Below are 19,445 nucleotides of genomic sequence, written 5' to 3' on the forward strand. Positions count from 1 at the left end.
GGTGCCCCGGCGCGCGATGATCAGGACCACCGTCGGGGCGTCCGCCCGCTCGTGACCGTGGACCACCACGGGCGCGGTCGGTCCAGATCAGGACGCCGGGCGACGTGAGGCCAGCGTCGTGCGGAAGAACAGCCCCGGGAGCATGTGATGGGTACGCCTGTGTCCAAGCGCGTGACGGCGATCGCCGTCGCCGGTGTCCTCGCCGTGGCCGGCTGCTCGTCGCCGACGACCACGTCGACGGGGGCCGGCGGTCCCGGCACCCTCGTGGTGGCGACCGGAGGCGAGCCGGACGCGTTGAACCCGGTGCTCAACTACGGGGTCGACGGCGGCTCCCTGATCTTCGACGGGCTGGTCGCCCGCGACGACCGCAACCAACTCGTGCCGGCGCTGGCCCGGGAGCTGCCGACCGTGTCGGCGGACGGCCGGACGGTCACCGCGAAGCTGCGCGACGGCGTGCTGTTCCACGACGGCACCCCGTTCACGGCCCAGGACGTGGTCTTCACCTACCAGGCGGTGCTGGACCCGAAGGTCGACTCCACGCTCCGCTCCGACCTGGACATGCTCGCCTCGGTCGCCGCGCCCGACCCGTCGACCGTGGTGTTCAGCCTCAAGTACGCCTACGCGCCCTTCGCACAGCGGCTGGCCCTGGGGATCGTGCCGGAGAAGGCGCTGGCCGGGCAGGACATCAACAAGGCCGAGTTCAACCGCAAGCCGGTGGGCACCGGCCCGTACCGCGTGACCTCGTGGACCCCGGGCGACCGGCTCGTGCTCGCGGCCAACGAGAAGTACTGGGGTGGCAAGCCCGCCAACAGCGGCGTGGTGGTGGCGTTCGTCGCCGACGACAACGTACGCGCGCAGCGGACGCGGGCGGGGGAGTTCGACGTCGCGGAGCTGGCCCCGAAGCTGGCCACCGGGTTCGACGGGCAGGCCGGCTACCGGGTGCAGCGGGTGCCCACCGCCGACTACCGGGGCGTGATGCTGCCGATGGGCAACCCGGTCACCGGCGACCTCGCGGTGCGCCGGGCGCTGAACGCGGCGATGGACCGCGCCGCGATGGTCACCGGCCTGCTCGGCGGGGCGGGCGAGCCGGCGTTCGGGCCGGTCCCGCCGACGTCGGAGTTCGCCGAGCCGTCCATCGTCGGCAAGCCCTCCGCCGACCCGGCCGCCGCGACCGCGGCCCTCGACGCGGCCGGCTGGAAGCCGGGACCGGACGGGATCCGGGTCCGGGACGGTCGGCAGGCCGCGTTCGCGCTCATGTACCCGGCGACCGACAGCCTCCGCAAGGAGTTCGCCCTCGCGTTCACCGCCGACGCCAAGAAGGTCGGCATCAAGATCACTCCCGAGGGCCTGAGCTGGGACGCGATCACCCCACGGATGAAGAGCGACGCGCTCGTCATGGGCTACGGCACCCCGTACGACCCGGACTTCGTCACCTACAAGCTGTTCGGCTCCGCCTTCGCCGGCCAGGGCTTCTTCAACCCCGGCTCCTACCGGTCCGAGGTGGCGGACAAGGCGTTGCAGGACGGCCGCGCCAACGCCGACCCGGCCACCCGCAAGGCCGCGTACGCCACGTTCCAGAAGCAGCTCGCCACCGACATGCCGTGGGTCTTCCTCGCCTACCTCGAGCACACCTACGTGGTGAAGGACGCGGTCGTCGGGGTGACCCCGCGGGTGGAGCCGCACGAGCACGACGTGGCCAACAGCCTCTGGTGGAACATCCACACCTGGACCAGGAAGTCGTGACGACGCCCGCCCCGGTGGCGGCGCCACCTCCGGTCAAGGCTCCCGCCCGGCGGTCCCGCCGGCTCGCGGGGGCCGGCGCCGTGGTGCGCCGGCGGCTGCTGGTGGCCGTGCCCATCCTCGCCGCCACCAGCGTCGGCATGTTCGCCCTCGGTGCGGCCTCGCCCATCGACCCCGCCCAGCAGTACGCGGGCGCGGCGGCGTTCACCACCAGCGAGGAGAACCTGGCGCAGATCCGCGCCAACTGGGGCGTCGACGACCCGCTGCCGGTGCAGTACCTCCGCTGGGTGGGCAACCTGCTCCAGGGCGACCTGGGCTGGTCCACCAGCCGCCACGAACCGGTCACCTCCGTGCTGGCCGCCCGCGCCGGCTGGACCCTGCTGCTCGTCGGGGCCGCCCTGGCCCTCGTCCTCGTGGCGAGCCTGCTGCTGGGCACGCTGGCCGCGTACCGGCGCGGCGGCTGGTTCGACCGGGCGCTGCGCGCCACCGCGTACGCGGTGCAGTCGATGCCGGTGTTCTGGATCGGGCTGGCCGCGATCGCCGTGTTCGCCCTCACCCTCGGGTGGCTGCCGGCGGGCGGGCTCACCGACATCACCGCCACCGGCACCGACCCCGCCGACGTGGCCCGACACCTGATCCTGCCGGTGGGCGTGCTGGCGATCGCCCAGACGCCGTGGTTCGTGCTGTTCATCCGGGACGCCGTCGCCGAGAGCCTCCGCGACGACCACGTCCTTGCCGCCCGGGCCCGGGGGCTGCCCGGCCGCACCGTCCTGTTCGGCCACGCCCTGCGTACCGCGCTGCTGCCGTTCCTGACCCTCGTCGGCACCCACCTGCCCGAGATCATCGGCGGTGCCGTCCTGGTGGAGACCGTGTTCTCCCTGCCGGGTCTCGGCGCGGTCACCGTCCAGGGCGCGCTGGGCAGCGACTTCCCGCTGCTGGCCGCCACCACCCTGGCCACCACCGTCGTGGTGCTGACCGCGAACCTGGCCACCGACCTCGCCTACGCCGCCGCCGATCCCCGGGTACGCCTCGATGACTGACCTCTCCCTGCCCGTCCGGGTCCGGCGGCCCCGACCGCGTACGGGCCGGGCCGGTGCCGCCGTCGCCTGGGCCGTGCTGGTCGGGGCGGGCCTGGCCTGCCTCCTCGCCCCCGTCCTCTGGCCGCTCGACGAGAGCGCCGTCGACCTGGCCCGCACCCGGCTCGCGCCCTCCTGGGTGAACCCGGCCGGCACCGACGACCTGGGCCGCGACGTGGCCCACCGCAGCCTCTACGGCCTGCGCGTGTCCCTGCTCGTCGGGGCGGTCGCCGCGCTCGTCGCCACCGTGATCGGCGGCCTCGTCGGCGCGGTGGCCGGCACCCTCGGCGGCTGGGTCGACCGGGTGCTGATGCGGGTGGTCGACACCATCGCGGCGTTGCCGCACCTGCTGCTGGGCATCTTCATCGTCGCGATGCTGCGCCCGAGCCTGGGCGCGGTGATCCTCTCGATCGGGCTGACGCACTGGCTGTCCACCGCCCGCATCGTCCGCTCCGAGCTGCTCAGCCTGCGCAACCGGCCGTTCATCGACGCCGCGATCTCCGGCGGCGCCAGCCGTCCCCGGGTGATCCTCCGGCACCTGCTCCCGCACGTGCTGCCCCGGTTGGCGCTGGCCACGACGCTGATGGTGCCGCACGCCGTCTGGCACGAGACCGCGCTGTCCTTCCTCGGCCTCGGCCTGCCCCCGCACCTGGCCTCGATCGGCAACATGATCAACGACGGGCAGCGGTCCCTGCTCACCGGCGCCTGGTGGGCCAGCATCGTGCCCGGCCTGCTCCTCGTCGTCGTCACGCTGGCCCTGGCCGCCCTCACCGGCCGGTGGCGCGACCGCCTCGACCCGCGCGTACGAGCGGAGCTGAACCTGTGACCGCCACCCGCGAGCCCTCCGCCGCCCCCGCCGGCACCGCCACCGATGGTCGTCCCGGTCTGCTGGAGGTCGACGGGCTGACCGTCCGCTTCCAGCTCCGCGACGCCGTGGTGCAGGCCGTCACCGACCTGCACCTGACCGTCCACCCGGGCGAACTGCTGGCGGTGGTGGGGGAGTCCGGCTGCGGCAAGTCGGTGCTCGCCCACGCCCTGCTGGGCCTGCTCCCCGGCAACGCCACCGTCACGGGCCACGCCCACCTGCGCCCGCCCACCGGGGAACGGGTCGACCTGGTCGGCGCCTCCGAGCGCCACCTCGCCCGCGCCGTACGCGGACGCCGGGTCGGGCTGGTGCCGCAGAGCCCCGCCACCGCGCTGACCCCCGTACGGACGGGGCGGCGGCTGCTGGAGGAGACCCTGCGCGCCCACGGGCGCACCCGGCGCGAGGCGCCCGCGGCGGCCGAGCGGGTCGCCGCCGACGTCGGTCTCGACCCCGCCGACCTCGACCGCTATCCCCACGAGCTGTCCGGCGGCATGGCCCAGCGCCTGGCCACCGCCCTCGCCCTTGCCCCCGACCCGCCGCTGCTGCTCGCCGACGAGCCGACCACCGGCCTCGACCGTCCCCTGGTCGACCACACCCTCGACCTGCTGCGCCGTCGCTGCGACGCCGGCGGCGCCGTCCTGCTCATCACGCACGACCTGGCTGCCGCCCGCCGGGTCGCCGACACCGTCGCCGTCATGTACGCCAGCCGGATCGTCGAACGGGGGCCCACCGCCGAACTGTTCGCGGCGCCCGCCCACCCCTACACCGCCGGCCTGCTCGACGCCCTGCCCGAGCGGGCCTTCCGGCCGGTCCCCGGCCACCCGCCGATGCTCACCGACCTGCCGGACGGTTGTGCCTTCGCCCCACGCTGCGAACGCGCCACCGACATCTGCCGCACCCCGCCCGCCCCCACCGCCGGCACCCCGGGCCGGGTCGCCTGCCACCACCCGCTGACCCTCGGAGCGCCGGCATGACCAGCACCGCGCTCGCCGCCCACCAGATCGCGGTCTCCTACGGCGGCCGGCGCGTCCTCGACGGCGTCGACCTGCGTGTCGCCCCCGGCGAGACGGTCGGGCTGCGCGGGCCCTCGGGCAGCGGCAAGTCCACCCTCGCCCGGGTCCTGGCCCTGCTGCACGCCCCCGAGGCCGGGCACGTCAGCCTCGACGGCCACCGGGTCGCGGGCGCCCGGCACCGGCTGCCCGCCGCCGTCCGTACCCGTGTCGCGATCCTGTTCCAGAGCCCCCGCGCCGCCACCGACCCCCGGCTGGGCCTCGCCGACATCATCGCCGAACCGCTGCGCGCCACCGGCACACCCGCCGAGCAGGCGCGGGCCCGGGCGGCGGAGCTGGCCGACCTCGTCGGCCTCACACCCGACCTGCTCGCCCGCCGCCCGCACGCGGTCAGCGACGGGCAACTGCAACGCGCCTGCCTGGCCCGCGCGCTGGTGCACCGGCCGGACTACCTGCTCTGCGACGAGGCCACCGCCATGCTCGACGCCTCCACCCAGGCGCATCTCGCGGCCGTCATCACCGACTACCAACGGCAGCACGCGGCCGGGGTCCTGCTCATCACCCACGACCCGGCGCTGATGACCCGCTGGGCGACCCGGGTGGTCGACCTGCCGCCGTCGTCCTGACCGACCGTCCACCGTTGTCGCCGGCGGACCATCACCCGCCGGAGCCGGTGCGGTCGGTGCGGTCGGTGCCGCTGGCGGCGGCGAGGAAGGCGTTGTAGCGGGCCAGGTCGTCCGGCTCGCCGGTGGCCTCCGCGCGGGCGGCGGCCCGGTCGAGGCGGGCCTGTTCCCGCCCGTCGGCGCGGATCCACTGGCGGACCAGCACGACCAGGACGACCGCGGCCGGAATCTCACCGAAGGCCCACGCGATCCCGGCGCCCAACCTCTGGTCCTCGATCAGCGACGACGCCCAGTCGGGGTGGACGGCGAGATACCAGTCCGGGGCGATGAGGGTGGTGGTCTGCATCAGGACGAGGCCGAAGAAGCCGTGCGCCATCATCGACGCGAGATGGATGATCACCAGGAGGGGGTGGGAGATCTTCGGCCGGCCGGGGTCGACCCCGATGAGCACCCAGAACAGCAGGTACCCGGCGACCACGAAGTGGACGAGCATGGCCAGGTGGCCGAGGTGGGAGCGCATCAGCGTGCCGAGCAGGTCGCTCAGATAGAGGCCGAAGAGGCTGCCAGCGTAGATGCCCAGTGCGACCAGGGGATGGGTGAGCAGCTTCGCGGGCCGGCTGTGCAACACCAGCAGCAGCCACTCCCGGGCGCCCCGGACCTGCGGATCCTTGGGGCGACGCAGGGCGCGCAGCGCGAGGGTGACCGGGGCGCCGCCGACGAGCAGGATCGGCACCAGCATCGACAGCACCATGTGCTGCACCATGTGGGCGCTGAACAGCACGTACGCGTAGCGGGCCACGCCCAGGTTGGTGAAGGCGGCCAGCAGCAGCAGGCCGGCCAGCCAACTGGCGGTCCGGGCGACCGGCCAGCGGTGCCCGGCCCGGTGCAGCCGCCACACCCCGACCAGGTAGCCGCCGACGCCGAGGACGGTGAGGGTCAGGAAGAACATGTCCGGCAGCAGCTGGCCCACCAGGCGTTCCGGGGTCGGCGCGGCGGGCATCGGGAAGCCGAGCAGCTCGGTGACCGGATCGGCGTCGAGCGGGTCCTGCGTCACCGGGGTGGGGCTGCGGGACAACGCCACCGCCAGCCCGACGGTGGCGGCGAACACGACCAGCTCCCCGACGGCCAGCCGGGCGAACGCGCCGCGTCGGCCCGCGCGCAGGGCCGGCAGGGTCCGAGACCGGTGCACGGCACCGAGGACGCCCAGGACCACCAGGGCGGCGAGCTTGCCGAGGACCAGCCAGCCGTACCGGGACTGCCAGAGCTCGGCCACCGCGCCGAGGCGTACGGCGGCGCTGGCCGTACCGCTCACCGCGACGGCGACGAAACAGCCCAGGGCAAGGCGGCTGTACCGGTCGGCGGCGTCGGCCAGCTGCCGGCTGCGACGGATCATCAGCAGCGCCACCAGCCCGCCGACCCAGAGGGCGGCGGCCAGCACGTGCAGGGCGAGGCTCGACACCGCGATCTGGTGGTTGCCCGCGCCGGCGGCGTGCCCGGTGAACGCCGGCGGCAGCACCCCGACCAGTGCGACCAGTGCGGCCACGGCGGCGAGCCCACGCGACACCCCGACCCGGGCCAGCACCGCCACCAGCAGCGCCAGCCCCGCCTGGAGCAGCAGTGCCTGCCCCTGCGCGATCGAGGACGCGAAGCTGACCACGGTGGCGACGCCGAGCCCGTCCACGGGGACGCCGAGCAGGTCCGAGACCGTCAGCACGATCAGCGCCAGCGCCGCCACCGCCCAGCCCGCGGCCATCACGCCCGCGCGGCGCAGCAGCAGCCAGCCGTACGGGGAGACGCTCCGCCCGTCGCCGGGTAGCAGGAACGCCGCCGTCACCACCATCCCGATCGTCACGGTGGCGAGGCCGTCGGCGAGCAGCCGGACCACGGGCAGCGCCCACGTCGTGACCGGCCCCGGGTCCGGCAACCCGGGGATCGCGACCGCGAGCGCGCCGCCGGCACGCAGGCCGAGCAGGAGCACGGCCACCGCCGACGCCACGACCGCGACGGGCACGAGCCACGCGCCGGGACCCCGGGCCCCGGAACGGGCGACCGGCGTGCCCGGACCCCGCCCGGCGTCCTCCACCGCCGTCGCCGGCACGGGGTCGGCGCCCGGGCCCCGGGCGGGGTGGGCAGGGCGCGATGCGGTGTCTGGCACGTCGGTGTCCCTTGGTGTACGAGGAGGGCGTGGTGCGGTGGGAGAGGTGGCGGTGCGTGTCACGGGGATCGGCCGACGACCGCCCCCGACGTCGGTGCCGGGGCGCTGCCCGTCAGGGGGTCCGGCGGCGTCGGCGTAGCAGCAGCGCCGCCCCGCCGACGACGGCGACCAGGACCCCGGCGGCCACCAGCACGGTGGCGCCCGCCCCGAAGCCGCCCGAGTCGGTCGCCGCGGCGGCCGAGGGAGCGGCCCCGGAGTCGGTAGCGGCAGCAGCGGCGGCGGTGGGGCTGGCCGCCGCGGGCGCCCCGCCGGCCGGCGGGGCGGTGCTCGCCCCGGTGGTTTCGGGAGCGGCGCCGACCCCGCCGGCGACGACGAACCGGTACGACCCCTGCACGGGATGCCCGTCGGCGGAGACGATCCGGTAGGCGACGGTGTAGGTGCCCCCGCCCAGCGTCTCGTCGATCGTCACCGTGCCCTTCGTGCCGTCGACGGCCGGTGCCCCGGTGGGGACCTTCCGCCGGTCGGCGTCGGTCAGCGCGATGGTGGTGAAGGTCGGGTCGAGCCGCTGCGCGAACTCCAGCGTGATCCGCGTCGGCGGCGTCGACAGGCGGGCGCCGTCGGCGGGGCTGGCGGCGCGCAGCGTGTTGTGCGCGGCGGCGGGGGCGGCCGGTACGAGCAGCAGCGCGGCGGCGGCCAGCAGGGCGGCGCCGAGGGCCGCGGCGGTCGGACGGCGGAACCGGGTGTGCATGTCTGGTGCTTCTCCTGTTGAGGTGATCGGTCGAGCAGGTCCCGCTCGGCGGGACGCCACTGGTCGGGGAGGAACCGGTCAGGCCGCGCGGCGGTCGGAGGCGCGCGCGGAGCCGGGATACGGCGACGGGAGCAGCCGCAACCCCGGCGACTCCGCGGGTTCGTCGGCGGGAAGGCTCCAACGGGGTTCGTCCGGACGGCTGCGCCGCGTCGGGCCGTCGGGACGTAGCTTCCGGCGGGACAGGGCGACGACGATGACGTAGCCCGCGAGCAGGAAGCCGTGGCTGACCAGCCGGGTGGTTTCCACCTGGCCGGTCAGCAGGTCGTTGACCGACAGCAGCGCCAGCATGCCGACGAAGGCGGTCAGCATCGGCACCAGCCCGGTCGGGGGTGTGCGCCGGGCCGCGACGAACAGGAAGCCCGCGCCCACGGCGACGTTCCATGCCGCCGACTCGTGCCACAGGTGCCCAGACGCCAGGCCGCCGGTCGCCGCGTGCACGTGCGTGCTCGCGGTGCCGCGTCCGATCTGCGCCAGGCCCAGCACGAGTTGCAGCGCGCCGATCAGACCCAGCGCCGCCCGCAGGGTGAGCGCGCCCCGCTCCCGCCGGCGGCGCGGGATCGGCGCGGGCAGGGCGTCGAGGATGGCGTCGGTGAGGTCGTCACCGGTGACGGCGATCGACAGCCGGGCCCGACGGGTCACCGCCGTCGCCTGGTCGTACCACGTCCGGCAGCCGCCGCACTCGGCCAGGTGGGCCGCCACCGCCGTCCGCTCGGCGGCGGTCTCCTCCCCGTCCAACTGCGCTGACAGCACCTCACGCCACTGCTCACACCCCATGTACCGGTAGTCGGTCCGGAGGCGTCGTTGGTTCCCGCGCAGTTTTGCCGGGACAGCGTCTTCGCGCAGGTCAGCGGGGGAGCGTGGCTCAGCCGGTGGCGTTGCCGCCCCGGCGCGCGTCCGGTTCGGGCCGGCTGCGCACGGCGGCGACGAGATCTTCCCGGGCCCGGGCCACCCGGGAGCGGATGGTGCCCACCGGGCAGCCGCACACCTGCGCGGCCTCGGCGTAGGACAGGCCGAGAACCTGGGTGGCGACGAACGCCTCCCGCCGGTCCGTGGGCAACGCCGCGATGAGGCGTTCGAGCATCACCTGCCGGTCGAAGCCGCTGTGGGCCGGGTCGGGGGCGTCGTACCTGTCCGGCATCGGCACCGTGCGGGGCCGGGACGTCACGGTGCGGACGTGGTCCGCCGCGACCCGGCGGGCGATGGCGAGCAGCCACGTCCGGATCGAGGAGCGTCCGGCGTACGACGGCAACGACCGCATCGCCCGCAGGAAGGTCTCCTGCGTCAGGTCGTCCGCCTCGCGGGGCGAGACCAACGCGGCGAGGAAGCGGCGGACCTGCTGCTGGGTCGCCCGGACGAGCGCGGCGGCGGCGGCCCGGTCGCCCTGGCCCCCGGCCAGCGCCCACGCGGTGAGCTCCGCGTCGTCGTCAGCCATCCGGCACCTCCGAGTCGGGCCGCCTGGGGGCGGTCGCCCGACGACAATCACGACAGATTGTAGTAGTGACTGTCCGATAGCGTACCGCGACCGGCCCAGCGGGGGCCCACCGCCGGCACCACCCGGACGGGTGCCCCTGTGCCCGCCGCCCCGAGCTGTCTAGCATGGTGGCCCCCGACCGACCGTCGAAGCAGGCAGCCCATGACCGCTACGGTTTTCGAGAACGCCCAGATCCACACCCTCGACCCCGCCCGCCCACACGCCGAGGCGATGCTGGTGCGCGGCGAGCGGATCGTCGCCGTCGGAAACCTCGACGAGTGCCGGGACCGTGCCGGCGGCGGGGCACGCCGGGTCGACCTCGGCGGGATGACCGTGCTGCCCGGGCTGATCGACAGCCACCTCCACTCGGCGCTCTACGTGCGCGGTCTGGAGCAGGTGGACCTGCGCGGCACGACCAGCCTCGACGAGGCCCTGACGCGGATCGGGCGGCACGCCGCCACCCTGCCGCCCGACGCCTGGCTCTTCGGCGGGCGCTGGGACAGCCACAAGTGGGACCGGCCGGTGCAGCCGACCCGGGCCGACCTGGACCGGGTCTGCCCGGACCGGCCCGCCGTGCTGCCCACCATCGACGGGCACACCACCTGGGTCAACAGCGCCGCACTCCGGCGGCTCGGCATCGACGCCGACACCCCCGATCCGGTCGGCGGGCAGATCGTCCGCGACGAACGCGGCGAGCCGACCGGCATCCTGCGGGAGGCGGCGGGGGACGCGGCCTACGACATGATGCGCACCTCGCTCGCCGGTGACCTGGTGACGCAGTTGCGTACCCACCTGCCCCGGCTGCTCTCCGTCGGCCTCACCAGCATCCACGACCTCGACGGGCAGGACTGCCGGGCCGCCTACGAGACCCTGTACGCCCAGGGGGAGCTGCCGCTGCGGGTGCACAAGTCGATCCCGTCGACCGCGTTGGACGAGGTGATCGACCGGGGCTGGGCGACCGGCGACGGGGACCGCTGGCTGAGCACCGGACCGGTCAAGATCTTCACCGACGGGGCGCTCGGCTCGCACACCTGCCTGATGACCGAACCGTACGACGGCGAGCCGGGCAACCACGGCATCGCGGTCACCCCGGCGGAGGAGTTCGGGCGGCTGGTGGCGAAGGCGGCCGGGGCCGGCATCGCCGTCGCGGCGCACGCCATCGGCGACGCGGCGAACCAGATGGTGCTGGAGGCGTACGCACGCTGGCAGGAGTCGGCGCGCACCAACCCGACCGTCGCCGGGGCGGTACGGCGGCTGCGGCACCGGATCGAACACACCCAGCACCTGCGGCCGGCGGACGTGTCGCTGCTCGCCCGGCTGGGCGTGACCGCCTCGATGCAGCCCACCCACTGCACCAGCGACATCCCCCTGACCAGCAGGATGCTCGCCGGCCGGGACCTCGCCTCGTACGCCTGGCGCAGCCTGCTGGACGCCGGCGCGACGGTGGCGTTCGGCTCGGACGCCCCGGTGGAGGACCCCGATCCGTTCTTCGGTATCCACGCCGCGGTGACCCGGCAGCAGCCCGACGGCACCCCGCCCGGTGGCGTGGACCCGCACGAGCGGGTCGACCTCGACACGGCGCTGCGCTGCTTCACCGAGGCCGGCGCGTACGCCTCCTACGAGGAGCACCTGAAGGGGCGGCTGACCCCCGGGATGCTCGCGGACTTCATCGCGCTGCCCGTCGACCCGTACCGGGTCGAGCCGGCGGACCTGCGCGATCTCACGGTGGCGCTCACCGTGGTCGGCGGGGTCGTGCGCTGGCAGCGCTGATCCTGTAGTCGCCGAGCGGGGCGGGGCGGGCGGTCAGGGCCGCTCGGGTGGCAGGTCGACCACCAGCGCCGGGCCGGTCCGGCGACCGCCGCCGGGGCGTCGGGTCAGCGCGACCACGGCGTCCACGGGACGCGACAGTCGCAGCGCCTCGTCGGGCAGCCGGCGCGACCCGGCGGTGTGGGCGGACCTGTCGACGGGCGGGGTGATCGCCAGCCGCCGGGCACCCGCCGGTGCCCGCGCCACGCTCGTCGTCACCTCCGCCAGGCCGATCGGGCCCGCGTCGGGCAGGCCCCCGGGCCGCGTCCCGTCCCCGTCGTGCACGGTGACGTCCGGGCCGCCGCGGCGCAGCAGGGTGACGCTCCCGTCTCCGGAGACCTCGACCAGGGTGGCGGCGAGGTATCCGCCCGGGGAGACCTCCCGCACGAGGCGGTCGAGGGCGTCGGCGATCCGTGGCAGCGACCGTCCGCCGCGCCGGGACTCGGTGTGGAAGGTCGACTCCAGGGCCCGGGTGTGCTCGGGCCGGGCCAGGGTGGCCCCGTGCGCCACGCCGACGAGGACGCGCAGGCCGCCCCGCCGGAGCGGTACCGCCGCGGCGACCTCCCCGGGAGTGCGGCAGACGGCCAGTGCGGCGCGTTCCGTGCCGGCGGGCATGGCGAACACGGCGACGTCGCGCGGCGCGGGCACGCGGGCGACCGCGCGCTCCTCGCGACGTCGCCGGGTCCAGGCCAGCAGCGGTACGGCGGCCAGGCTCGCCACCGAGGCGCCGAGCGCCCAGGGCTCGGCGCGGTGCCCGGGTACGACGGGAACGACCACGGACGCCGCGAGCAGAACGGCCGCCCAGGCGGAGACCAGCGCGGCCACCCGGGGGCGGCTGGACACGCCGAGCAGCCCGGGAAGCAGCACCCAGCCGAGCGGTGTGCTCACCTCGGCGACGCCCATCACGAGGGCGTTGCCCGTCGCGCCGGCGAGGGCGGCCCGGGTCGACACCAGCGCCCCGATCCGCATCGTCCCGCCCATCCGTCGTCTTCGATAGCCGGTGCCCCCGGCAGGCTCCGGGGCGCGCCGTACGCCCTGTTCACCAGGTCGCCAAGGGTAGCCGGAAGGTGGGCGATCGTCTCCTGATCATGATAGGCAGGAGGTACGCGAGCGACGGGAGGTCGGCCATGCGGTTCGAACGTACGGTCATGGCCGGAATCGGTGTCTGCCAGCGCTTCACGACCGCCAGGGGCCAGCAGGCCGCCGTCATCTCGCACGTCAACGGTCAGCGTGACCTCGTCGTCTACCACCCGCAGGACCCGGACACGGCGCTGCACACCCTGGTCCTGGCGAAGGGCGAGGCGCAGGCGGTCGCCGCCGTGCTGGACGAGGCGGTGACGGTGGACCACGTCGCCGAGCTGGAGCGGCGGCTGCCCGGCGTCTCCGTGGTGCGGATACCGGTCAGCGTCAACTCGCCGGCCGGGGGGCGGACCTTCGTCGCCACCGGCCTGGCCAGACAGTCCCTGGCGCTGCTCGCGGTCGTCCGTGACGGCACGGTGGTCCCGACCCCCGGCGACGAGTTCGTCCTGCACGCCGGTGACGAGGTCGTGGTCGCGGGCACCGAGGCCGCGACCTCGGCCGCCGCGGACCTCCTCGCGGGTGGCTGACAACCGGTCGTCGCACCGTCCACCGACGCGGGACACCCTGCCGGGCCGGTATCGGCACTAGGCGGATCCGCTCCTTACCGGTTAGGGTTGGCTGACCGGCTGTCGAACTCTTGGGAGGGTATGTGCTGGTTCTGGTGGCGATCCATGCGCTCGCAGCCGTGATCGCCCCGGGACTGATACGTATCTGGGGGCGACGCGCTCTCTACCTGGTGGCCCTCGCCCCCGCGGCCACCCTGGGCTGGGCGCTCACCCGCGCCGAGACGGTCCGCTCCGGCACCCCGGTCGTCGAGACGGTCACCTGGGTTCCCCAGCTCGGGCTGGAGGTCGCCCTGCGGATGGGCACCCTGGCATGGCTGATGGTGGTGCTCGTCGGCGGGGTCGGGGCGTTGGTGCTCGCCTACAGCGCCCGCTACTTCCGCTCCGACGACCCGGGCCTGGGCCGTTTCGCGGCGGTCTTCGTCGCCTTCGCCGGGGCGATGCTCGGCCTGGTGGTCTCCGACGACCTGCTGCTGCTGTACGTGTTCTGGGAACTGACGACCGTCCTCTCGTACCTGCTGATCGGCAGCGACCCGACCCGGCGGGCCAGCCGGCGCGCCGCCATGCAGGCGCTGCTGGTGACCACCCTGGGCGGCCTGGCGATGCTCGCCGGGTTCGTCATGCTCGGCCAGCACGCCGGCACGTACCGCTGGTCGGAGATCGCCACCGACCTGCCCGGCGGCGGCTACCTGACCGTGGCCCTGGTGCTGATCCTGCTCGGCGCGCTGAGCAAGTCGGCGATCTTCCCGTTCAGCTTCTGGCTGCCCGGCGCGATGGCCGCGCCCACCCCGGTCAGCGCCTACCTGCACGCCGCGGCGATGGTCAAAGCCGGGGTGTTCCTCGTCGCGCTGATGGGACCGGCCGTGGCCGGCGCCACACCGTGGCGACCGGTGCTCCTCGCCGGCGGGCTGATCACCCTGTTCCTCGGCGGGTGGGCGGCGCTGCGGCAGGTCGACCTGAAGCTGCTGCTGGCCTACGGCACGGTCAGCCAGCTCGGCCTGCTGATGGTGGTCCTCGGCGCCGGCACCCGCGACACGGCGCTGGCCGGTGTGGCGATGGTGCTGGCCCACGCGCTGTTCAAGTCCACCCTGTTCCTCGTCGTCGGGATCGTCGACCATGCCGCTGGCACCCGTGACCTGCGAGAACTCAGCGGCCTCGGGCGTCGGGCGCCGGCCCTCGCGGTGGTGGCCTGCCTCGCGGCGGCCTCCATGGCCGGCCTGCCGCCGCTGGCCGGGTTCGTCGCCAAGGAGGCGGCGGTCGAGGCGTTCCTGCACGGCGGCGCAGCCGACCTGGCGGTGCTCGCCGGCATGATGCTCGGCTCGGCGCTGACCGTGGCGTACACGCTGCGTTTCGTCTGGGGCGCGTTCGCCACCAAAGGAGACGTGCCCGCCACCCAGGCCCGGCCGGTCGGGTGGCCCTTCCTCGCGCCGGCCGTCGTGCTCGCCGCCGCAGGCCTGGCGGTGGGGGTCTTCTCGCCCGCCGTCGACAGGTTCCTCGCCCCGTACGCGGACCTCTACCCGACCGCCGAGCCGGGCTATCACCTCGCGCTCTGGCACGGGCTGACCCTGGCGCTGGGCCTGTCGGCGCTGGCGGTCGCCGCCGGCGTCGGGCTGTTCCTCCTGCGCCACCGGGGCCGGCTGGGCCCGGCGGTGCGCCTGCCCTTCGACGGAGCGGCGGTCTACGACCGGCTCATCGGCGGGGTGGACCGGCTGGCGGTGGAGCTGACCGGCGCCACCCAGCGCGGATCCCTCCCGTTCTACCTCGGCGTCATCCTGCTGGTGCTGATCGCCTTGCCGGGTGGGGCGCTGCTGGCCGGGTTCCCCTGGCCGCAGCGGTTCCAGTTGTGGGACACCCCGTTGCAGGCCGTCGCCGCCGCGGTGGTGATCGTGGCCGCCGTGGCTGCCGCCCGCGCTCGGCGCCGACTCACCGCGATGATCCTGGTCGGCGTCGCCGGCTACGGCACCGCTCTGCTGTTCATCCTGCACGGCGCCCCGGACCTGGCCCTCACCCAGTTCCTGGTGGAGACCGTCACGATCGTCATGTTCGTGCTGGTGCTGCGCCACCTGCCGGCCAAGTTCTCCGAGCGGCCCATACGGGCCAGCCGGCGCGGTCGCATCGCGCTCGGCGTCGCCGTGGGCGTGGTCACCGCCGGCATGGCGTACGTCGCGGCCGGCGCGCGGGTGGCCACCCCGATCTCCGTCGACTTCCCCGACGCGGCCGTCTCCTACGGCGGCGGCAAGAACATCGTCAACGTGACCCTGGTGGACATCCGCGCCTGGGACACCATGGGCGAGATCGCCGTCCTGGTGGTCGCCGCCACGGGCGTGGCCAGCCTCATCTTCCGCCAGTCCCGGAACCTCGACCTGCGCAAAGGCATCCCCGGCGTAGGCCACACCGAATCGGTACGACCCCGCTGGCTGACCACCGGCGCCACCACCCGCCAGCAGTCGGTCATCCTCCAGGTCGTCACCCGGCTGCTGTTCCACGCCATCGTGCTCTTCTCGATATACCTGCTCTTCTCCGGGCACAACGCCCCGGGCGGAGGCTTCGCCGCCGGGCTGGTCGCCGGGCTCGCGCTGGCCGTCCGCTACCTGGCGGGCGGGCGCACCGAGCTCAACGGGGCCGCCCCGGTCGACGCCGGCAGGGTGCTCGGCGCCGGGCTGTTCGTCGCCATCGGCACGGGCCTCGCCGCGATGCTGCTGGGCGGGGAGTTCCTCCAGAGCGCCCTGCTGGACTTCTACGTGCCGGTCCTCGGCCACATCCACTTCGTCACGTCGGCCTTCTTCGACGTCGGCGTCTACCTCATCGTGGTCGGCCTGGTCCTGGACATCCTGCGCAGCCTGGGCGCGGAGATGGACCGCCAGCAGGAGACCGACCAGCAGGAGACAGAACAGGCCGACGACCGGACGAAGGAGCTGGTGTGAACCCGAACCTGACCTACGTCCTCGTGGTCGGTGTGCTCTTCGCCGCCGGGGTGACGCTGCTGCTGGAACGCAGCCTCACCCGGGTGCTGATGGGCGTCATCCTCCTCGGCAACGGCGCCAACCTCCTGCTGCTCACCGGCGGCCGGGCGGGCGGCCCGCCGATCGTCGGCACCACCGCCGAGGGCGACATGAGCGACCCGTTGCCCCAGGCCATGGTGCTGACCGCGATCGTCATCACCCTCGGCATGACCGCGTTCCTGCTCGCCCTGGCGTACCGCAGCTGGCACCTCAACGGGCACGACGAGGTGCAGGACGACGTCGAGGACCGCCGCATCATGGAGCTGGCCGACCGGGACGAGGGCCCGGGCACCGCCGACAACGACAACGGTGACGGCGACGGTGACGGCGACCCGGTCACCGTGCCCGCCGACGACCGGACGGCGAGCCCGGCCGGCGACGCGGGGAGGGGCCGATGACCTGGCTCGTACCCCTGCCGGTGGTGATGCCGCTGCTCGGCGCGGCCCTGACGCTGATGCTCGTCGCCCGGCCCCGCGCCCAGCGCTGGGTCAGCCTCACCGTCCTCTCCGCCACCGTCGCCGTGGCGGCCACGCTGCTGTTCCTCTCCTCCGTCGACGGGCCGATGGTCGTCGAGGTCGGCGGCTGGGTCGCGCCGCTGGGCATCGTCCTGGTCGCCGACCAGCTCGCCGCGCTGATGCTCGTCGTCTCCGCCGCCGTCACGCTCTGCGTGCTGGTCTACTCGATCGGGCAGGGCACGGCCGACGGCAACGAGGAGACGCCGCTGTCGGTCTACCACCCGACCTACCTCGTGCTGACCGCCGGCGTGTGCAACGCGTTCCTCTCCGGTGACCTGTTCAACCTCTACGTCGGCTTCGAGATCCTGCTGGTGGCCAGCTACGTGCTGCTGACCCTGGGCAGCACCGAGACCCGGATCCGGGCCGGCACCACGTACGTCGTGGTCAGCCTGCTGTCGTCGCTGATCTTCCTGGTCGCGATCGGCCTGGTCTACGCGGCGACCGGCACGCTCAACCTGGCCCAGCTCGTCGACCGGCTCGACGCGCTGCCGGACGACCTGCGGCTGGTCCTGCAGGGGATGCTGCTGCTCGCCTTCGGCATCAAGGCGGCCGTGTTCCCGCTGTCGGCCTGGCTGCCGGACAGCTATCCGACCGCCCCGGCCCCGGTCACCGCGGTCTTCGCCGGCCTGCTCACCAAGGTCGGCGTGTACGCGATCATCCGTACCGAGACGCTGCTGTTCCCCGGTGGCCGCACCGCCGACCTGCTGCTGGTGGTGGCGGCGCTGACCATGGTGGTGGGCATCCTCGGCGCGGTCGCCCAGTCCGACGTCAAACGGCTGCTGTCGTTCACCCTCATCAGCCACATCGGCTACATGCTGTTCGGCGTCGGCCTGAGCACCTCCCTCGGGCTGTCCGCGGCGATCTTCTACGTGGTGCACCACATCACCATCCAGACGACCCTGTTCCTCGCCGCCGGGCTCGTCGAACGCCGCGGCGGGAGCACCGCCCTGGACCGGCTCGGCGGGCTGGCCAGACTCTCGCCGCTGCTGGCCGTGCTGTTCTTCGTCCCGGCGCTCAACCTCGCCGGCATCCCACCGTTCTCCGGCTTCCTCGGCAAGCTCGGCCTCGTCCAGGCCGGCGTGGACGACGGCGGCCCACTCGCCTGGACGCTCGTCGCCGGCGGGCTGCTCACCAGCCTGCTCACCCTCTACGCCATCGCCCGCGTGTGGAACCTGGCCTTCTGGCGTGCCCCGCACCCGGACATGCCAGACGCCGGCGACACCGTCCGGGCCGCCCGCACCGACGGCGCCGAGCAGCCAGACCGGGAACCGTCCCCCGAGGCGTCCTCGGGTGCCGTGCTGCCCCGGCTGATGATCGGGTCGACCGCCGCCCTGGTGGTGCTCGGCCTGGCGCTGACCGTGGTGGCCGGGCCGCTGTTCGACATCAGCACCGACGCCGCCGACGACCTGCTGCGCCGGACCCCGTACGTCGAGGCCGTGTTCCCGGGAGGTGCCCCGTGACCAGCGACCCGGCGATCCAGGCGCGGCCGACGAACCCGCCGCTGACCCGCCAGTCCCGCCGACGCAACCGGATCATCGCCGTGACCGGGCTGACCAGCGTCTGGGTGCTGCTGTGGGGCACCTTCACCTGGGCCAACCTGTTCAGCGGGCTGGTGCTCTCCGCCGTGCTGCTGGCCGTGTTCCCGCTGCCGCCGGTGACCTTCGGCGGGCGGATCCGCCCCGTGCCGCTCGCGCGGTTCTGGGTGCGTTTCCTGCGGGACCTCGTGGTTGCCTCCGCCCAGATCGCCCGGCTGGCGGTGCGGTTCGGGCACCCCCCGCTCAGCGCGATCATCGCCGTGCCGCTGCGGGTCAACACCGACCTCAACCTCACGCTGACCGCCGAGGCGCTGTCCCTGGTGCCCGGCAGCCTCATCATCGAGGCCGACCGGGCGACCGGCACCCTCTACGTGCACGTCATCGGCGTCCGCGACCGCGCCGAGGTGGAGCGGTTCCGGCAGGGCGTACTGGACCTCGAAGCGCGGATCGTCGCCGCCATCGGCTCGCCCGACGAACTGCGCCGCGTGACGCAACCCGACCCCGCCGGCGCGCCGGAGCCGGCCCACCCGGAAGGGGCACCCAGATGACCGTCGTCGCCGTGACCGTCGCCGTGCTGCTCGCCGTGGCCGTCGGACTGACCCTCGTCCGCATCATCCGCGGTCCGTCCATCCTCGACCGTGCCGTCGCCACCGACGTCCTGCTCGCCGTCGTCGTCGCCGCCATCGCCACCGAGGCCGCCTACAGCCGCGACGCCACCGCCCTGCCCGTGCTGGTCGTCCTCGCCATCCTCGGGTTCGTGGGATCCGTCAGCGTCGCCCGGTTCGCGGCCCGGAGGAACGACAAGTGACGCTCGACGCCGTCCTCGATGTCATCGCCGCCGTCTGCCTGATCGCCGGCGCGCTGCTCTGTGTCGCCGCCGGTGCGGCGCTGGTGCGCTTCCCCGACCTGCTCGCCCGGATGCACGCGGCGGCCAAGCCGCAGGTGCTCGGCCTGCTGCTCGTGCTGCTCGGCTGCGCGCTGCGCCTGCGTACCGGCGTGGACATCACCACTCTCGTGCTCGTCGGCACCTTCCAACTCGCCACCGCGCCCGTCGCGGCGCACATGGTGGGCCGGGCCGGCTACCCGTACGCCGACATCCGCCGCGACCTGCTGATCACCGACGAGCTCGCGCCCGACCTGGACCGGATCAGCTCCAGCCGGTCCTGACCCGGCACCGGTCCGACCGGAGACCGACC

The 19,445-nt window shown here is 74.4% G+C and carries 18 protein-coding genes; 13 read left to right on the top strand and 5 right to left on the bottom strand.

Going from position 1 to position 19,445, the window contains the following annotated elements; all coding sequences use genetic code 11:
- Positions 1-147 precede the first annotated feature (147 nt).
- From AB0D32_RS12240 to AB0D32_RS12260, 5 genes are read left to right on the top strand one after another with little or no spacing between them, the layout of a single operon-like run.
- Positions 148-1,743, top strand: coding sequence for an ABC transporter substrate-binding protein (locus tag AB0D32_RS12240; RefSeq protein ID WP_357088330.1), 1,596 nt, complete (start codon positions 148-150; stop codon positions 1,741-1,743).
- Positions 1,710-2,780 carry an ABC transporter permease gene (locus AB0D32_RS12245; RefSeq protein WP_357088333.1) on the top strand — a complete coding sequence of 357 codons (1,071 nt, stop codon included), beginning with the start codon at positions 1,710-1,712 and terminating at the stop codon, positions 2,778-2,780. Before AB0D32_RS12240 ends, AB0D32_RS12245 begins: the two co-directional genes overlap by 34 nt.
- Positions 2,773-3,642: an ABC transporter permease gene (locus tag AB0D32_RS12250; protein WP_357088336.1), complete on the top strand. Its 870-nt coding sequence runs from the start codon at positions 2,773-2,775 to the stop codon at positions 3,640-3,642. The genes AB0D32_RS12245 and AB0D32_RS12250 overlap by 8 nt, the downstream gene beginning before the upstream one ends.
- On the top strand, positions 3,639-4,655 hold the full coding sequence (locus AB0D32_RS12255) for an ABC transporter ATP-binding protein (RefSeq protein ID WP_357088340.1): 1,017 nt from the start codon (positions 3,639-3,641) through the stop codon (positions 4,653-4,655). The genes AB0D32_RS12250 and AB0D32_RS12255 overlap by 4 nt, the downstream gene beginning before the upstream one ends.
- Positions 4,652-5,317, top strand: coding sequence for an ATP-binding cassette domain-containing protein (locus AB0D32_RS12260; RefSeq protein WP_357088343.1), 666 nt, complete (start codon positions 4,652-4,654; stop codon positions 5,315-5,317). The genes AB0D32_RS12255 and AB0D32_RS12260 overlap by 4 nt, the downstream gene beginning before the upstream one ends.
- Before the next feature lie 31 nt (positions 5,318-5,348).
- Here the strand turns inward: AB0D32_RS12260 and AB0D32_RS12265 are convergent, their stop codons facing one another.
- The 4 genes from AB0D32_RS12265 to AB0D32_RS12280 all read right to left on the bottom strand — a co-directional run bounded on the left by AB0D32_RS12265 (position 5,349) and on the right by AB0D32_RS12280 (position 9,709).
- Positions 5,349-7,469: a bifunctional copper resistance protein CopD/cytochrome c oxidase assembly protein gene (locus tag AB0D32_RS12265; protein WP_357088346.1), complete on the bottom strand. Its 2,121-nt coding sequence runs from the start codon at positions 7,467-7,469 to the stop codon at positions 5,349-5,351.
- 112 nt (positions 7,470-7,581) lie between these two features.
- A complete protein-coding gene (locus AB0D32_RS12270) occupies positions 7,582-8,217 on the bottom strand; it encodes a copper resistance CopC family protein (protein ID WP_357088349.1) in 636 nt (211 codons plus the stop codon).
- A 78-nt stretch (positions 8,218-8,295) separates the two neighbouring features.
- Positions 8,296-9,051 carry a zf-HC2 domain-containing protein gene (locus AB0D32_RS12275; protein ID WP_357088352.1) on the bottom strand — a complete coding sequence of 252 codons (756 nt, stop codon included), beginning with the start codon at positions 9,049-9,051 and terminating at the stop codon, positions 8,296-8,298.
- 88 nt (positions 9,052-9,139) lie between these two features.
- On the bottom strand, positions 9,140-9,709 hold the full coding sequence (locus tag AB0D32_RS12280) for a sigma-70 family RNA polymerase sigma factor (protein ID WP_357088355.1): 570 nt from the start codon (positions 9,707-9,709) through the stop codon (positions 9,140-9,142).
- 201 nt (positions 9,710-9,910) lie between these two features.
- On the opposite strand from AB0D32_RS12280, the gene AB0D32_RS12285 reads away from it, so the two are divergent.
- A complete protein-coding gene (locus AB0D32_RS12285; protein ID WP_357088357.1) occupies positions 9,911-11,518 on the top strand; it encodes an amidohydrolase in 1,608 nt (535 codons plus the stop codon).
- A gap of 33 nt (positions 11,519-11,551) precedes the next feature.
- On the opposite strand, the gene AB0D32_RS12290 is transcribed toward AB0D32_RS12285, so the two are convergent.
- Positions 11,552-12,535 (bottom strand): hypothetical protein, encoded by a 984-nt coding sequence (locus AB0D32_RS12290; protein WP_357088360.1) that lies wholly within the window; start codon positions 12,533-12,535, stop codon positions 11,552-11,554.
- Positions 12,536-12,681: 146 nt separating this feature from the next.
- Here AB0D32_RS12290 and AB0D32_RS12295 point away from each other — a divergent pair, with 146 nt between their 5' ends.
- From AB0D32_RS12295 to mnhG, 7 genes are all read left to right on the top strand, one after another.
- The gene (locus tag AB0D32_RS12295; RefSeq protein ID WP_357088364.1) at positions 12,682-13,161 is read left to right on the top strand and encodes a TrkA C-terminal domain-containing protein; all 480 of its coding nucleotides are present in this window, start codon (positions 12,682-12,684) and stop codon (positions 13,159-13,161) included.
- Positions 13,162-13,283: 122 nt separating this feature from the next.
- Positions 13,284-16,121, top strand: coding sequence for a Na+/H+ antiporter subunit A (locus AB0D32_RS12300; protein ID WP_357088367.1), 2,838 nt, complete (start codon positions 13,284-13,286; stop codon positions 16,119-16,121).
- Positions 16,118-16,597: a Na(+)/H(+) antiporter subunit C gene (locus tag AB0D32_RS12305; RefSeq protein ID WP_357088369.1), complete on the top strand. Its 480-nt coding sequence runs from the start codon at positions 16,118-16,120 to the stop codon at positions 16,595-16,597. Before AB0D32_RS12300 ends, AB0D32_RS12305 begins: the two co-directional genes overlap by 4 nt.
- On the top strand, positions 16,594-18,174 hold the full coding sequence (locus AB0D32_RS12310; protein ID WP_357088372.1) for a Na+/H+ antiporter subunit D: 1,581 nt from the start codon (positions 16,594-16,596) through the stop codon (positions 18,172-18,174). The genes AB0D32_RS12305 and AB0D32_RS12310 overlap by 4 nt, the downstream gene beginning before the upstream one ends.
- Positions 18,171-18,797, top strand: a complete 627-nt coding sequence (locus AB0D32_RS12315; RefSeq protein WP_357088375.1) for a Na+/H+ antiporter subunit E — start codon at positions 18,171-18,173, stop codon at positions 18,795-18,797. The genes AB0D32_RS12310 and AB0D32_RS12315 overlap by 4 nt, the downstream gene beginning before the upstream one ends.
- Entirely contained in the window at positions 18,794-19,057 is a 264-nt protein-coding gene (locus AB0D32_RS12320; RefSeq protein WP_350920563.1) for a monovalent cation/H+ antiporter complex subunit F, read from the top strand. The genes AB0D32_RS12315 and AB0D32_RS12320 overlap by 4 nt, the downstream gene beginning before the upstream one ends.
- On the top strand, positions 19,054-19,416 hold the full coding sequence (gene mnhG / locus AB0D32_RS12325; protein ID WP_357088378.1) for a monovalent cation/H(+) antiporter subunit G: 363 nt from the start codon (positions 19,054-19,056) through the stop codon (positions 19,414-19,416). The genes AB0D32_RS12320 and mnhG overlap by 4 nt, the downstream gene beginning before the upstream one ends.
- Positions 19,417-19,445: the final 29 nt, after the last annotated feature.

It is taken from the genome of Micromonospora sp. NPDC048170 (assembly GCF_040652795.1).
Lineage (GTDB): Bacteria > Actinomycetota > Actinomycetes > Mycobacteriales > Micromonosporaceae > Micromonospora.